At 71.0% G+C, this 14,268-nt stretch carries 15 protein-coding genes; 6 read left to right on the forward strand and 9 right to left on the reverse strand.

The window, feature by feature from the left end:
- Positions 1–67 precede the first annotated feature (67 nt).
- The 4 genes from ACZ4YY_RS06930 to ACZ4YY_RS06945 all read left to right on the forward strand — a co-directional run bounded on the left by ACZ4YY_RS06930 (position 68) and on the right by ACZ4YY_RS06945 (position 3,237).
- A complete protein-coding gene (locus tag ACZ4YY_RS06930) occupies positions 68–1,027 on the forward strand; it encodes a metal ABC transporter substrate-binding protein (RefSeq protein ID WP_468284619.1) in 960 nt (319 codons plus the stop codon).
- A gap of 17 nt (positions 1,028–1,044) precedes the next feature.
- The gene (locus ACZ4YY_RS06935) at positions 1,045–1,821 is read left to right on the forward strand and encodes a metal ABC transporter ATP-binding protein (RefSeq protein WP_468284621.1); all 777 of its coding nucleotides are present in this window, start codon (positions 1,045–1,047) and stop codon (positions 1,819–1,821) included.
- Positions 1,821–2,723, forward strand: a complete 903-nt coding sequence (locus tag ACZ4YY_RS06940; RefSeq protein WP_468284623.1) for a metal ABC transporter permease — start codon at positions 1,821–1,823, stop codon at positions 2,721–2,723. The genes ACZ4YY_RS06935 and ACZ4YY_RS06940 overlap by 1 nt, the downstream gene beginning before the upstream one ends.
- 103 nt (positions 2,724–2,826) lie before the next feature.
- Positions 2,827–3,237 carry a Fur family transcriptional regulator gene (locus tag ACZ4YY_RS06945; RefSeq protein ID WP_468284625.1) on the forward strand — a complete coding sequence of 137 codons (411 nt, stop codon included), beginning with the start codon at positions 2,827–2,829 and terminating at the stop codon, positions 3,235–3,237.
- A 121-nt stretch (positions 3,238–3,358) separates the two neighbouring features.
- Here the strand turns inward: ACZ4YY_RS06945 and ACZ4YY_RS06950 are convergent, their stop codons facing one another.
- A complete protein-coding gene (locus ACZ4YY_RS06950; protein WP_468284627.1) occupies positions 3,359–4,210 on the reverse strand; it encodes an isoprenyl transferase in 852 nt (283 codons plus the stop codon).
- A 23-nt stretch (positions 4,211–4,233) separates the two neighbouring features.
- Entirely contained in the window at positions 4,234–4,980 is a 747-nt protein-coding gene (gene recO / locus ACZ4YY_RS06955; RefSeq protein WP_468284629.1) for a DNA repair protein RecO, read from the reverse strand.
- 81 nt (positions 4,981–5,061) lie between these two features.
- Here recO and ACZ4YY_RS06960 point away from each other — a divergent pair, with 81 nt between their 5' ends.
- Positions 5,062–6,330, forward strand: a complete 1,269-nt coding sequence (locus tag ACZ4YY_RS06960) for an MFS transporter (RefSeq protein WP_468284631.1) — start codon at positions 5,062–5,064, stop codon at positions 6,328–6,330.
- A 124-nt stretch (positions 6,331–6,454) separates the two neighbouring features.
- On the opposite strand, the gene ACZ4YY_RS06965 is transcribed toward ACZ4YY_RS06960, so the two are convergent.
- Genes ACZ4YY_RS06965 through ACZ4YY_RS06990 form a run of 6 tightly spaced genes read right to left on the reverse strand, consistent with a single transcriptional unit; the run spans position 6,455 to position 13,087 of the window.
- A complete protein-coding gene (locus tag ACZ4YY_RS06965; RefSeq protein ID WP_468284633.1) occupies positions 6,455–7,459 on the reverse strand; it encodes a hypothetical protein in 1,005 nt (334 codons plus the stop codon).
- Positions 7,460–7,510: 51 nt separating this feature from the next.
- A complete protein-coding gene (locus tag ACZ4YY_RS06970; protein WP_468284634.1) occupies positions 7,511–8,470 on the reverse strand; it encodes an SCO2521 family protein in 960 nt (319 codons plus the stop codon).
- 1 nt (position 8,471) lies between these two features.
- Positions 8,472–9,473 carry an SCO2522 family protein gene (locus ACZ4YY_RS06975; protein WP_468284636.1) on the reverse strand — a complete coding sequence of 334 codons (1,002 nt, stop codon included), beginning with the start codon at positions 9,471–9,473 and terminating at the stop codon, positions 8,472–8,474.
- The gene (locus ACZ4YY_RS06980; RefSeq protein ID WP_468284638.1) at positions 9,470–10,390 is read right to left on the reverse strand and encodes an SCO2523 family variant P-loop protein; all 921 of its coding nucleotides are present in this window, start codon (positions 10,388–10,390) and stop codon (positions 9,470–9,472) included. The genes ACZ4YY_RS06975 and ACZ4YY_RS06980 overlap by 4 nt, the downstream gene beginning before the upstream one ends.
- 3 nt (positions 10,391–10,393) lie before the next feature.
- A complete protein-coding gene (locus ACZ4YY_RS06985; protein ID WP_468284640.1) occupies positions 10,394–12,259 on the reverse strand; it encodes an SCO2524 family protein in 1,866 nt (621 codons plus the stop codon).
- A 51-nt stretch (positions 12,260–12,310) separates the two neighbouring features.
- Positions 12,311–13,087, reverse strand: coding sequence for an SCO2525 family SAM-dependent methyltransferase (locus ACZ4YY_RS06990; protein ID WP_468284642.1), 777 nt, complete (start codon positions 13,085–13,087; stop codon positions 12,311–12,313).
- Positions 13,088–13,221: 134 nt separating this feature from the next.
- On the opposite strand from ACZ4YY_RS06990, the gene ACZ4YY_RS06995 reads away from it, so the two are divergent.
- Entirely contained in the window at positions 13,222–13,740 is a 519-nt protein-coding gene (locus ACZ4YY_RS06995; RefSeq protein WP_468284643.1) for a GNAT family N-acetyltransferase, read from the forward strand.
- Here ACZ4YY_RS06995 and ACZ4YY_RS07000 read toward each other — a convergent pair.
- Positions 13,730–14,194, reverse strand: coding sequence for a phosphatase domain-containing protein (locus ACZ4YY_RS07000; protein ID WP_468285261.1), 465 nt, complete (start codon positions 14,192–14,194; stop codon positions 13,730–13,732). The genes ACZ4YY_RS06995 and ACZ4YY_RS07000 overlap by 11 nt on opposite strands.
- Positions 14,195–14,268: the final 74 nt, after the last annotated feature.

A 14,268-nucleotide genomic window follows, 5' to 3' on the forward strand; every position in this document is an offset into this window, starting at 1 on the left:
ATCTTGACTCAGGCCTTACCAGGATGTTTGTTGACAACGGTTTCCATATTTGTTGAAAATGACTGTCATGAACGTACGACGACAGCACATATCCGGGATAGCCGTTGCGGCCGCCGCCGTCCTCGGTCTCGGGACCCTCTCGGCCTGCTCCGGTGAGAGCGCCGCCGCCGGCAACACGGACAAGTTCGACGTCGTCGCGTCGTTCTACCCGATGGCCTTCCTCGCCGAGCAGATAGGCGGCGACCATGTTCAGGTCACCAGCCTCACCCAGCCCGGCCAGGAACCGCACGACCTGGAGATCAGCGCCAAGCAGACCGCGCAGCTCCAGAAGTCCGACGCGGTGCTCTACCTGAAGAACCTCCAGCCCTCCGTCGACGACGCGGTGGCCCAGTCCGAGGTCAAGACGAAGATCGACGCCGGCTCCCTGACCACGATGGAGAAGCACGGCAACGAGGTCGGCGGCCACGCGGCCGAGCACGACGAGCACGAGAACGAGGAGATGGCCGGCCTCGACCCCCACATCTGGCTCGACCCGGTGCGCTACTCGCAGGTCGCCCAGGGCGTCGGCAAGGCCTTCGAGAAGGCCGACCCGGACCACGCGGCCGACTACCGGAAGAACACCGCCGCCCTGGTGACGAAGCTCGACGCCCTGAACACCCGGTTCGAGACCGGGCTGAAGAACACCAGGACCAAGGTCTTCATCACCACCCACGCCGCCTTCGGCTACCTCGCCGAGCGCTACGGCCTGACCGAGGAGGCCATCAACGGCCTCGACCCCGAGTCGGAGCCGAGCGCCGCACGCGTCAAGGAGCTTGAGAAGATGGCCAAGGCGGACGGCGTCACGACCGTGTTCTACGAGACGCTCGTCAGCGACAAGACCGCGAAGACCATCGCCCGGGACGCGAACCTGAAAACGGACGTCCTCGACCCGATCGAGGGCATCACCTCCAAGTCCCGGGGCACGGACTACTTCTCGGTCCAGGAGGCGAACCTCAAGGCCCTGCAGACGGCCCTGGGAACCAAGTGATTCTTACGGAGGGCGTCATGGACCCCACGGACCAGCGCGTCATCTCCCTGCGCGGCGTCCGCGCCGAACTGGGCTCGCGCCCCGTCCTGCGCGGCATCGACCTCACCGTGCACCGGGGTGAGGTCGTCGCCCTGCTCGGCGCCAACGGCTCCGGCAAGTCGACGGCCGTGCGCAGCGTCATCGGCCAAGTCCCGGTCAGCGCCGGGGAGATCGAGCTCTTCGGCACGCCCCGTGCGCGCTTCCGGGACTGGGCGCGCGTCGGGTACGTCCCGCAGCGCACCACCGCCTCGGGCGGCGTCCCCGCGACCGTGACCGAGGTCGTCTCCTCCGGGCGTCTGTCCCGGGCCCGCTTCGGGATCCTGCGCAGGGCCGACCACGCGGCCGTACGGCACGCGCTGGACCTCGTCGGGATGGCCGACCGCGCCAAGGACTCCGTCGACGCCCTCTCCGGCGGCCAGCACCAGCGGGTCCTCATCGCCCGCGCGCTCGCCCCGGAACCCGAGTTGCTGATCATGGACGAGCCGATGGCGGGCGTCGACCTGGCCAGCCAGGAGGTGCTGGCCCAGACGCTGCGCGGGCAGGTGGCGCAGGGCACGACGGTCCTGCTCGTGCTGCACGAACTGGGCCCCCTGGAGCCCCTCATCGACCGGGCGGTCGTCCTGCGCGACGGCTGCGTCACGCACGACGGTCCGCCTCCGAAGGCCGTCGGCCAGCACGCCCTCCCCGGCCACGACCACGTACACCCGCACGCACCGGCGGGCGCCGAACCGATCCGCACGGGACTGCTGAGCTGATGGACTTCCTCGACTACGCCTTCATGCAGCGGGCGCTGCTCGCCGCCGTCCTGGTCGGCATCACCGCCCCCGCCGTCGGCATCTACCTCGTCCAGCGCCGCCAGGCCCTCATGGGCGACGGCATCGGTCACGTCGCGATGACCGGCGTCGGCCTCGGCTTCCTGTTGTCCTGGTCGCCGGTGTGGATGGCGACCCTCGTCTCCGTCCTCGGCGCGGTCCTGATGGAACTGATCCGCTGGTACGGCAGGACCCGCGGCGACATCGCCCTCGCCATGCTCTTCTACGGCGGCATGGCCGGCGGCGTGATGTTCATCAACCTGGCGCCGACCGGCTCCAACGCCAACCTGACGTCGTACCTGTTCGGCTCGCTGTCGACGGTGTCCGAGTCGGACGTGACGGCGATCTGCGTCCTCGCGGCCTTCGTGGTCCTCGTCACCCTCGGTCTGCGCCGGCAGTTGTTCGCCGTCAGCCAGGACGAGGAGTTCGCCCGGGTGACGGGCCTGCCCGTGCGCGCGCTGAACCTGCTCACCGCGGTCACCGCGGCCGTGACGGTGACGGTCGCCATGCGGGTGGTCGGCCTGCTGCTGGTCTCGGCCCTGATGGTGGTTCCGGTCGCGGCGGCCCAGCAGCTCAGCCGCAGTTTCGCGGCGACCTTCGCCGTCGCCGTCGCGATCGGCGTGAGCGTGACCATCGGCGGCACGGTGACCTCGTACTACCAGGACGTCCCGCCCGGCGCGACGATCGTGCTGCTGACCATCGCCGCGTTCGTCGCGCTGACCGCGCTGGCCGCACCGCTGGCCCGCCGCCGCGCCCGGGCGCTCGCCGCCGCGCAGCCCGCCGGCGATCCCACGGAGTGTGCTATTCCGGCCACCCGAGGTGCCGGCGACGGGGTCGGCGCCTGACCGCGCACAACCCGGACTGGCACAATGGCCCGGCAGGCGCACAGGTGAACCGCGTAAGGGCCGCAGCGCCTCGCAGGCCAACGAGCCATCGAAGGAGGCATCGGTGACGACCGCTGGATCGCCCGTGAAGGGCCGCGCCACCCGGCAGCGTGCCGCCGTGGCGGCGGCGCTCGACGAGGTCGAGGAGTTCCGCAGCGCGCAGGAGCTCCACGACATGCTCAAGCACAAGGGTGACTCCGTCGGGCTGACCACGGTCTACCGCACGCTGCAGTCCCTCGCCGACGCCGGCGAGGTCGACGTCCTGCGCACCTCCGACGGCGAGTCCGTCTACCGCCGCTGCTCCACCGGCGAGCACCACCACCACCTCGTCTGCCGCGCCTGCGGCAAGGCGGTCGAGGTCGAGGGTCCCGCCGTCGAGAGGTGGGCGGAGGCCATCGCCGCGGAGCACGGCTTCGTGAACGTGGCGCACACGGTGGAGATCTTCGGCACCTGCGCGGACTGTTCGGCGCTCTGAGGGGTCCTCGCGCTCCCAGCGCGAGGACCCCCGAGAGCGAGCCGTCCTGGCCGTCGCGACGCTGCGGGAGGCCGTGGGCGGTCCCCCGCGGCGTCGACGGAACCGGGGGAACGCGCGGCGGCTACGAGGTGGACCGCTGGTCCGGAGAGCCCCCTTCCATGGCCAGGAGCTCCTCGTTGGGGATCGCACCGCCGAAGCGGCGGTCGCGGGAGGCGAACTCGAGGCAGGCCCGCCACAGGTCACGGCGGTCGAAGTCCGGCCACAGGACGTCCTGGAAGACCATCTCGGCGTACGCGCTCTGCCAGAGCAGGTAGTTGGAGGTGCGCTGCTCGCCGCTGGGCCGCAGGAACAGATCGACGTCCGGCATGTCCGGGTAGTACAGGTACTTCGCGAAGGTCTTCTCCGTCACCTTCGACGGGTCGAGGCGCCCGGCCTTCACGTCCTCGGCGATGGCCATCGCCGCGTCGGCGATCTCCGCACGGCCGCCGTAGTTCATGCAGAAGTACAGGGTGAGCCGGTCGTTGCCCTTGGTCTGCTCCTGGGCGATCTGGAGCTCCTTGGCGACCGACTTCCACAGCTTGGGCATCCGGCCCACCCAGCGCACCCGGATGCCCAGCTCGTCGAGCTGGTCGCGGGTCTTGCGGATGAAGTCGCGGTTGAAGTTCATCAGGAAGCGCACCTCGTCGGGCGAGCGCTTCCAGTTCTCGGTGGAGAACGCGTACAGGGAGATGTTGCGCACACCGATCTCGACGGCACCCTGCAGGACGTCCAGGACGCGCTCGGCGCCGACCTTGTGGCCCTCGGTGCGCGGCAGCCCGCGCTCCTTGGCCCAGCGTCCGTTGCCGTCCATGACGATCGCGACGTGCTCGGGGACCAGCTCGCCGGGCAGCTTCGGCGCGCGGGCGCCGGACGGATGCGGCTCCGGCTTCCGGTACTCGCGGCGCTGGCGGCCCAGGAACCCGCGTACGACCATGTGCTTCTCGTCTCCTCTGGTGCTTATTTCTCGACGTACCGAAGGGAGCGCAGGCCGCGCTCCAGATGCCAGTGCAGGTAGGCGGACACCAGCCCGCTGCCCTCGCGGACGTGGCGCGCCTCGCACGCGTCCGCCGTCCCCCAGTCTCCCGTGAGCAGCGCTCCCAGGAGTTCCAGGGTCTGCGGCGACGGTACGACACTGCCGGGCACCCGGCAGTCGGCGCAGACGGAGCCGCCGGACGCCACGGAGAAGAACCGGTTGGGTCCCGGCATGCCGCACTTGGCGCAGTCGCCGAAGCTGGGCGCGTAGCCGTTGACGGCGAGGGAGCGCAGCAGGAAGGCGTCGAGGACCAGGTGCGGCGCGTGTTCGCCCCGGGCGAGCGTGCGGAGCGCCCCGACGAGCAGCAGGTACTGCTGCACGGCCGGCTCGCCCTCGTGGTCGGTGAACCGCTCGGCGGTCTCCAGCATGGCCGTCCCGGCGGTGTACCGGGCGTAGTCGCTGACGATCCCGCCGCCGTAGGGTGCGATGGTCTCGCTCTGCGTGCACAGCGGCAGCCCGCGCCCGACCAGCTCGCTGCCGCGCGCGAAGAACTGCACGTCGACGTGGGAGAACGGCTCCAGGCGGGCCCCGAACTTCGACTTCGTGCGCCGCACGCCCCGGGCCACGGCCCGCACACGGCCGTGACCGCGGGTGAGCAGCGTGATGATCCGGTCCGCCTCACCCAGCTTCTGGGTGCGCAGCACGATGCCGTCGTCGCGGAACAGACTCATGCGGCCCATTCTCGCCCACGCGGAGGAGGTCGTGTGCGCCGCCCACTACGATCGCCCGGGTTCCGGGACCGAGGAGGAGCGGTGGCGAGACGTGCGCTGGGGCGGGCGTTCGGGTGGCTGTGGGGGGCGTATGCCGTCAGCAGCTTCGGGACCTGGCTGGCGTTCAACGCGTTTCCCCTGATCGCCGTGGTGGAACTGCACGCCGGGCCGGCCGAGGTGGCGGCGCTGGCGGCCGTGGGCCCCGCGGTGGGGGCGGTGCTCGCGGTGCCGCTCGGGCCGTGGGTGGAGTTCCGGCGCAAGCGGCCGGTGATGGTCGCGGCGGACCTCGTGCGGTGCGGGGCCCTGCTGAGCGTGCCGGCGGCCTTCGCGCTGGGCGGCCTCGGCCTGGGACAGCTGCTGCTGGTGTCGGCGGTCGTCGCCGCGGCCGACATCTCGTTCACGGCGGCCGGCGGTGCCTTCCTGAAGGCGCTCGTGCCGCCCGAGGACCTGCTCGTCGCGAACGGGCGGTTCGAGTCGACGACCTGGACGGCCACCATGGTCGGGCCACCGCTCGGCGCGCTGGCGATGTCCCTGTTCGGACCGGTGGTGACGGTCGCGGCGGACGCGGTCAGCTACCTGCTCTCCGCGGCGGGGCTGCGGGCGATCGGCGGGCGCGAGCCGCGACCCGCCCGGGAGACGCCCTCGGACCGGATGACCGCCGGAGACCTCCTCGCGGGCTGGCGGCATCTCCTCTCCCACCGCACTCTGCGCCCGCTGTTCCTCAACGCGGCCCTGGTCAACGGTCTGATCATGGCAGGTGCGCCCCCGCTGGCCGTGCTGATGCTGGGCCCGCTCGGCTTCGCGCCCTGGCAGTACACGCTCGCCTTCGCCGTGCCGTGCGTCGGCGGTCTGGTGGGCTCCCGGCTGGCCCCGCGGCTGGTCGCCCGGTACGGGCGGCGCCGGGTGCTGCTCACGTCGGGGACGCTGCGGGCGCTCTGGCCGCTCGGGCTGGCCTTCGTCCGGCCCGGCCCGGGCGGACTGGCGCTCGTGATGGCCGTCGAGCTGGGGCTGATCACCTGCTGCGCCGTCTTCAACCCGGTCCTCGCCACGTCCCGGCTGGAGCTGACCCCGACGGACCGGGTGGCCCGTACGTTGTCGGCGTGGTCGGTCGGCACCAGGGCGGGCATCGCGACGCTGACCGCCCTGGGGGGCGCCCTCGCGAGCCTCTCCGGCCCGCGCACCGCCCTCGCGGCCGCGGGGGTGCTGCTGCTGGCTACGCCGCTGTTGCTGTCCGCGCCCGATGGCCGGGGCCGGGCGTCCGTGACGCGGAGGACCCCGGAGATCACCGAACCGGGGGGAGAGCGGTCCTAGGCTTCCCGCGCCACACCCCCACGGCCCGCCGCACGTTCCTCGCGAACCGGACCGGGACGCGCCCCCACCACGATCTCGTCGACGGCGGGGGTGCCGGCCTGGTCGCTCGGCCGAGGCCCCCGCGTCACGCTCCGGCGGGATCGTCGCCGGCGCCCGGGCCGGTCAGCGAACGGATGCCGTCCGGATCGGGACGGCCGTTCGGGGACGGGTGTGGTTCCCGGGCGGCCTCCCACAGTTGCTCGAAGCGGCGCTGTAAGGGCTGGACCAGTTCCGGCCGGGCGTTCACCCCGGTCGAGGAGTTCAGTCCCAACTGGTCGGGGTGGATCTCGTAGGAGAGCGCTCTGTCGAAGATGATGAAGTCGATCATCTTGCCGCGACGGAGGTGGGCCGGGAGCCGGTCCAGGGCCACCACCCGGACGTGGATGCCCATCTCCCGCTGCTCCTCGCAGATCGGGGTCAGCGCGGCGCGCTCCTGGTGTTCCTTGACGATGAACAGGCGCCGGACCGTGATCTCCCGCTCGAGGATCGCCTCGCGCTGCGCGGTCAGGTAGCGGTTCGCGGGCTCGGTGGACCAGAAGCCGTCGTCGACCACGCTGGTGCTGATGGCGTCGATGCCGATCCTGGTGCACTTGGTCAGCGTCATGAGCCAGTCGTGGTTCTCGCCCGGGGATTCCGCGGTGAGGTTGGTGAGGTCCTCCATCTGCCCGGCGAGGCGGTTGATCTCCTCGTGGGCGAAGTCGTGCAGGATGGCCGGCCCCATGGAGACGACCTTGGTGGCGTGCTCGGCGAGCCGGGGCACCCCGTCGCCGCGCAGCTTCTCCACCTCGTTGAAGAGCTTGGTCGCCTCGCCTATGTCGGCGAACCGCTTCTCCACGACGTCCTTCAGCTCGCTCAGCTGGTTCACGAACGACGCCATGAACTGCACGATCAGTACGGTGCCGCCGCACAGCACGGACAGCACGAGCTGCCAGGGCCCCTCCTCCTTGGGCAGCAGGACGTTGGTGAGGACGTAGACCACACCGCCCACCACCACGGTGACCAGCAGTTTGAGCGTCAGCTGGCGTGCGCTGTCGCCGCCGGTGCCTCTCTGCCCGTCACCTCGGCCGTACGAGTTCGTCGGTGCATCCATCTCTCTTTCTCCCCCCGTTGGGATCGTGCGCGGACTGAAGTGGTGGTGCCGTCAGCGCGTCGCCGCGGGCGTGCCCCGGACGAGGTTCTGCAGCACCAGTTGGTCGCGGACGCGCTGCGCCATGCTGTTCCACTGCCTGCTGAACCCGGGCGTCCGCTCCAGTTCCTCCCAGGGCCCGCTCAGCGCGCGGTCGACGCGGGCCTGCGGCATCCACAGGTGCAGCAGGTGGTCGACGAGCGGGCGCAGCACCTTCAGGGCGGCGCCGTCGTCCCCGGAGCCGAGGCGCAGGCCGTCGAGTTTCCCCCCGACGGTCGTCAGCAGCCAGTTGTGCAGGGCCAGGTCCTCGCAGAGGCCGGCGACGGCGGCGGGCGCGGTGCCGCGGGGCAGCCGCAGTTCGGCGGAGCGCCGCCCCTCGGCGGCCTCGGTGAAGTACACGGACGGTTCCTCGCCGTCGGCGACCGGTACGGCGGTGAAGCGCAGGCTGGTGTCGACCGTGGTGAGCGGGGTGTCGTGGTCCAGCGGGTGCCCTCGGGAGATGCGCGCGAGCAGGCTCTCGGCGATCGAGCCGACGTCCAGCTCGTCGGTCTGGTGCCCGGCCAGGAACCCTTCGACGACGGCCTTCCGCGGGAGCCGGCCCACCGGTACCAGCACGCCGGGCCGGACCAGGTAGTACCCCCAGGGCCGGCGCCGGTCGGGGCCCGAGGCCGGGGCGCAGAAGTGGGCCGTCGCCTGGAGCACACGGCCTTCGACGAGCGCGGCGCGGGCGGTCACCGTCCCCACCGCGCGGACCTTGGGGCCGCCCGCGGTGGGCAGTCGGCAGTCGACGCCGGTGAGGACGTCCGGGGAGACGGCGTGCAGGTTGGGGCGCCGGGAGATGCGGACGCGTTCGTCGGCGCGCAGCCGCAGCAGCTCCTCGGCGGCCCGCTCGTCGACGGCGTCCCGGGTGGGCAGCAGGCAGGTGCGCACCTCGCCGCAGACGAGGACCGCGTCGGTGGTGCCCAGGCCGCTCATGTCACAGCCCCGGCGGGAAGACGTAGGAGGCGCGGTCCACGACACCCGTGGGCACGGTGACGCCCTCGGCGGCGGAACGGTCGGCGACCTGGCGCAACGCGTCGGGCTCGACGTGGACCTGGTCGAGGATGACGCGGACGGCGTGCTCGACGGGCAGGAACCGCGCCGGGAGGATGCTGCACGTGGCGTACGCGGTGAAGGGCGCCGCCAGCGGGTTGAGGCGTACGACGGCCGGCAGCGCGTCCCAGTCGGCGGGGAACGTCCCGGGGTCCCAGTCGGCGGGGGTCAGGACCGCGGCGCCCTTGTCGCGCAGCAGGCCGAGCCGGACCAGCTGCCAGACGGAGGCGAGGAAGGCGCAGGACCAGGTGCGTTCCTCCTCGGGGCCGTTCCACAGTTCGACGTCCACGAAGACGGAGTGGCCGCGCGCTCCGGTCTCGCCCGGCGGTTGCCAGGCGGCCCCGGTGTGGTCCAGGGCGGCGGAGATGCGGCGGGCGGGGGTGCGCCGGCCGTTGGCGAGCCAGCCGGTGCGGCTGACCGGCGGGCGGAAGCCGTTGCTGCCGGGCGGCGGGGACTCCACGAGCCGGTGCAGCACGGACTCGGCGAGTTCGGCGCGGTCGCGGCGGGGCGGTTCGCCGGGGGTGGAGGCAGGCCCGGCGCAGGCCGACTCGCGGGCCAGGTAGTCGATCGTCAGGCCGGCGTCGGCGGCCGCCCGGAGCAGGGGCGGTATCAGGTCGGCGGGTGTGGACAGCCGGCTGAAGTAGTCGTCGACGAGGAAGCAGGTGCTGATCCGGGGCCGTGTGCCGGCCGGCAGCGGGCCGACGCCGGCCCGGGCGGCCTCCACCCAGGGCCGTACGGAGGTGAAGTGCCGACGCAGCCGTTCGGGCCCTTCGGCGAAGTCCTCCATGTACAAGTGGCCCAATTCCAGGGAGAGATGGGAAAAGGGAACGGATTCGGTGCGCGGCTGGGCGCTGGTCTCCCGGAAGACGCCGCCCGGCCGGCTCACAGCTGCCCCCAGTACTTGTCGTCGGTCAGGCGCTGTGCGAGTTCACCCATCTTCTTCCAGGTCGCGACATTGGCGATCCGCCGGTCGTGCACGTCGTCGTCGGTGATGAGGCGTTCCTGCCACTGGAGGACGGGCTCCAGTGGAATGGACGAGAGGACCCTGGTCTTGCCGATGCCGCCGGCCGCCGCGATTTCCTCGAGTTCTCTGTCGCACTGCTCCATCCACGCGTACTGGGCGGTGGAGACCTGCGACCACAACGGTGACTCGAGATCGGGGACGGCGGCCCGGACGAAGCGGATCGAGGCGTTGAGCGCGTCCTGCTGGTGGCCCATGGCGACGCCGGCCTGCACAATTCCCTGTTTGCCGTACACGAGTTCGGCGGCCGCCATGACGTGCTGCCGGGTCCAGCGGTGATAGACGAGCCAGCGGGTTTTCAGGCGTCCGAGTCCGCCCCGGGGCGAGGTGGCGGCGAGTGCGAGATCCATCGCGTAACTGCGTCCGGCGCTCAGGTCCACGATGATCACGTCGAATTCGCGCTTGAGGCGCAGCACGAGGTCGACGCACCGGTGCAGGTTCTCCTCGTCGGTGACGAATTCGCCGCCGGTGCGGTCCCCGGGCAGCAGCACCAGCCGTCCCGAGCCGCCGGGCCGGCGGCGCAGCACGCGGTGTTCGGTGCGGGACCAGACGTCGACGCGCAGGGGTTCGCCGGTCTTGCCCTTCAGGTACGAGTGCAGGCCGCGCCCCTCGGCCTCCGTGAGGACGTCGGGCAGGTCGAAGACGGCGGCCGCGGTGGGCGAGCCGAAGTCGAAGTCCAGGTAGCAGACGTCGTCGCCGTCCAGGGCGCGGTGGTAGGCGACGTTGGCGCTGGTGACGGAACGCCCGGTGCCCCCCTTGTCGGAGGCGGCGAAGACGAGCACGCTTCACACCCCCTGGTACGCGGAGCCGCCGCCCCGGGCGCGCACCAGCGAGTCCAGCCGGGTGAGGACGCCGAGGGCCAGGGCGTAGGCGGTGCCGGGCTGTTCGTCGACCAGCCGGCGGGCCCGGCTCAGGTCGGCCTCGATGCTCTTCATCTCTTCGCCCTGCGGGGACTTGGGGGCGGGCGCGGGCTGCTGCATCTGCTCCTTGCCGAAGAGGTGGGCCGACTCGCTGATCAACGCCCTGGCCAGTTGGGACAGTTCGGCGCTGCGGATCGGGGGCTGGTCGTAGAGGGTGTGCGCGGCGACCATGCACTCGGTGACGCGCTCGGTGACCGACCACGACAACGGCCCCTTCTTCAAGGGCGTTTCGGGGTAGACGGCGTGCACGTCGTCCCACAGGCCGACGCCGTCGCCGTCGCTGATGCGGCGCTGCCAGAGATGGTCGAGGACGTCCTCGGCGAGGCGCAGCAGACGGTCCTGGGAGGCGATGTTCCGGGACAGCGAGCAGAGCTGGATGGTCCGTTTGAGCAGCTGCGCGGAGAAGTCGGTCATCGTCCACTTCATGGCGGGGCCGATGGCCTCGCTGCCCAGCAGGGGCAGGGTGACGCCCGGGGAGTGCAGGCCGATCGCCGGGTCGTCCCGGGTCATGCCGCTGGTGATCCTGCCGCGTTCGGCGAGGCGTTCCATGACGGTGACGGTGCGGGTGAGGTCGTCGTCGGTGGCGCGGCGGCGTACCAGGTCGTGGACGAGGATGGAGGCGACGCAGAGGGAGAAGTACTCGGATTCCAGTTGCTGGAGGGTGGTGCGCCAGGGGATCTGTTCCAGCGGCCAGGCGCCCTCACCGAAGCGGGCGATGGCCGACCAGTACTGCTGGGTGATCTCCCAGCGCAGTCGCAGCGCGTCGGCCAGTTTCTGCTGTTCGGGGGTGAGCAGACCGAGGACGAGGGTGCGCTCGGAGAACAGGTCGGGGATGCCGTCGAGGGCGACGACGGTGAAGTAGAGGTAGGGGACGGGGCGGGCGACGCCCGCGGGCTGCTTGCCGATCGCCTGGGCGGTCTGCGGTTCCACCTCGACCTCGGGGGCGCCCTTGACCAGGCTCCACGCCCAGCCGCACTCGAACAGGCGGTTCTCGTTGCGCAGTTCGTCGGTGACGTCCGCGTCGAGGCCGAGGGTGACGCTCTCGCCGATGACGGCGCGCAGAGCCTTGAAGCGCTCCTGGAAGCGCTGCAGGACCTGGCGTTCGGAGAGACGGCCCTGGCCGAGCAGTCGGGTCAGGGACTGGCCCTGGTCGGAGGAGACGTCGACGACGTTGACGGTGAAGGAGCGCAGCAGGCTGACCATGGCGGCGGTCAGTCGGGCGCTGGTGGCCTCGCGGAGCCGGTCGATCCGGGCGAGGGTGCTCGCGCGCTGGGTCTTGCCCCGGTAGACCTTGAGGAAGCCGAGGGTGGCCAGGCAGAGGGTGACCGACATGGAGTAGGCGTCGACGACGCCCAACTCCCGCTGTTCTCGGGAGAGTTCCTGTTCCGGATCCTCGGCGGCGAAGTAGTGGCCGCCGGAGAACGTGGGGTGTTCCTCACCGCGGTGCTGCTCCATGAAGTCGGAGAGGACCTTCACGAGACGGTCGGGAATCTCGCTGGAGTCGCCCGCGGTCCGCAGCGTTCTTTCGACGTCCCGTTGTGTGGTGTCGGGGTCGTCGAGCCGTAACGCGGTGATTTCCGTCGCGGGGTACATGAGGCAGAGCAGGCGCTCCGCGTCGGCGACGCTGCTGCGGCCTCCCCATTCACCCCAGTTCCATGTGCCGTCGTCGAAGGAATGGCGGGCGATGGCCTGCCACACTTCGAGCAGATTCTGTCTCGGCTTGATCTGCATGCCCATTCCCCTCGCACAGGCCCGTCACCACGGAAAAGAACGGATCGGAAGTCAGTCTTTCCGGTGCCCGCAGGCCAGGATCATTCCCGTGTATCCGGTGCGCACCAGTTGCTTCGGATTGGCCATGCGGTACATCTTGACGTCTTCCGCGTATCCATCGAGAACAGACTGCACGTCGGACTCGTCGATGTCCCGGGCAGGGAATTCGTGAACACCCACCCGATACCCCTCGGAATGCTCCATGAATGCGGCGGCGAAAGGCGCGCCGGGATTCAGTGCGCTCATGAAGCAGCCGACCCCTCGACGGAATTCGTGGAGGGATGTGGTGATGGATTCGGCGACGAAGAACATGGTGCCGAGGTCCCAGCGCCGGGCACCGCCGCAGAGGTCGAAGAGGCTGCCGCCCTCGGGCTGCCCCACGGCTTCCCCGAACCGCACCCTGGGGGCCGTCCTCAGCGTGGCGTACGCCTCGTCCTTGCACAGGACCTCCCAGAACTGGTCCCAGTGGGCGTCGTAGTGGGGGAGCTGGCCGCGGAGGTAGTCCAGGTTCTTCGCGGACCGCTCCAGGAGGGTGATCCGGTCGCACCAGGGGAGCATGGCGAGGGCGGGGTAGAGATTGGGTCCCGCGCCGACGTCGATTCCGGATGCCGCGCGACCACCGCTCCTCCGGAAATGATCACTGAAATGATCGCGCACGAGGGAGAGGATCTCCTCGTCCACCGCCTGGATCTCGAGGTAATTGCGCTTGATGTACTCATAGGGATCGAAAGCGTCCCACGGCGCATCGGCATTCAGCTTCTGGTCGGCGGTGGGCGGTCCCGAGGTCATTGGTTCAGCCTAGCAGCACGCAGCGCTCTTGAAGGAGCGCATGCAGGGGGCAATGATGGACGATCGGGTATGCATATCACACAAGGGCGAAGGCAAGAGCCATTCGCTTTGTCGATCCTTCACAAGGGGACGGTATGACTCCTCTTCCCGGAGATCGTTTCACGTCGGCCGCCGGTTCGACGGTGAGCCAGGTGTCCGGAGAAAGGCGCTTACGGATCAGAGCGGCCACGGAGGAAGATCTCCCCCATGTCGTCCGCCTCGACGCGGAGGCCTTCCCGTCCGATCCGTACCCCTACTTCGTCGTGCGCCAACTACTGGCCTCGTTCCCCGACTACGTCTTCGTCGTGGACGACGGCGAGGACCTGGCCGGGTACGTGCTCTCGACACCGCCGAACGCGGCACGCAGCTGGATCCTGAGCCTGGGCATCGCCCCAGGGCTGCGCGGACAGGGCCTCGGCCGGCAACTGATGACGAGGATCCTGGAGCATCTGCGCGCGGAGGGCGTCCGCTCGGTGTCCCTCTCCGTGGAACCCGGCAACGGCACGGCCGTCTCGCTCTACCAGAACCTGGGCTTCGTCCAGGACCCCGACGGTCCCCGCAAGGACTACTTCGGCCCCGGCGCCCACCGGCTGCTGATGACGCTCAGTCTGTGAGGCCGGGGACGCCCTGCCGCGTGAACCCCCGCACGTAACGCCGCTGCCAAGGCGTCTCCACCGCATGCCGTTCGTAGTGGCGCCGCACGAAGGCGACCGCCTCCCCGGCCGGCACGCCGTCCAGGACCGCCAGGCACGCCAGCGCCGTGCCGGTCCTGCCGCGTCCGCCGCCGCAGGCGATCTCCACGCGTTCGTCCGCCGCACGCCGCCAGGCCTCGGCGAGCGCCGCGCGGGCGTCCGCGCGGTCCGCGGGCAGCCGGAAGTCGGGCCAGCGCAGCCAGCGCGCCTCCCAGGGGGTCCGCGGGGGCGGGGAACCGAGGAGGTACAGGCCGTACGAGGGGGCGGGCGCCGTCGGGTCCAGCGGGCGGCGCAGACCGCGTCCGCGGACCAGTCGTCCGGACGGCAGGGCGAGGACCCCGGGCTCGTCGGGCCGCCAGGCCGACGCGTCCCGCACCGGCTCCGGCCCCCGGCCCCGCTCCTCCCGCGCCCCCGTCGGCCCCCGGTCGCCCGCGGCCCGCTCCGGCCCCC

The organism is Streptomyces sp. NPDC030143 (assembly GCF_055573695.1).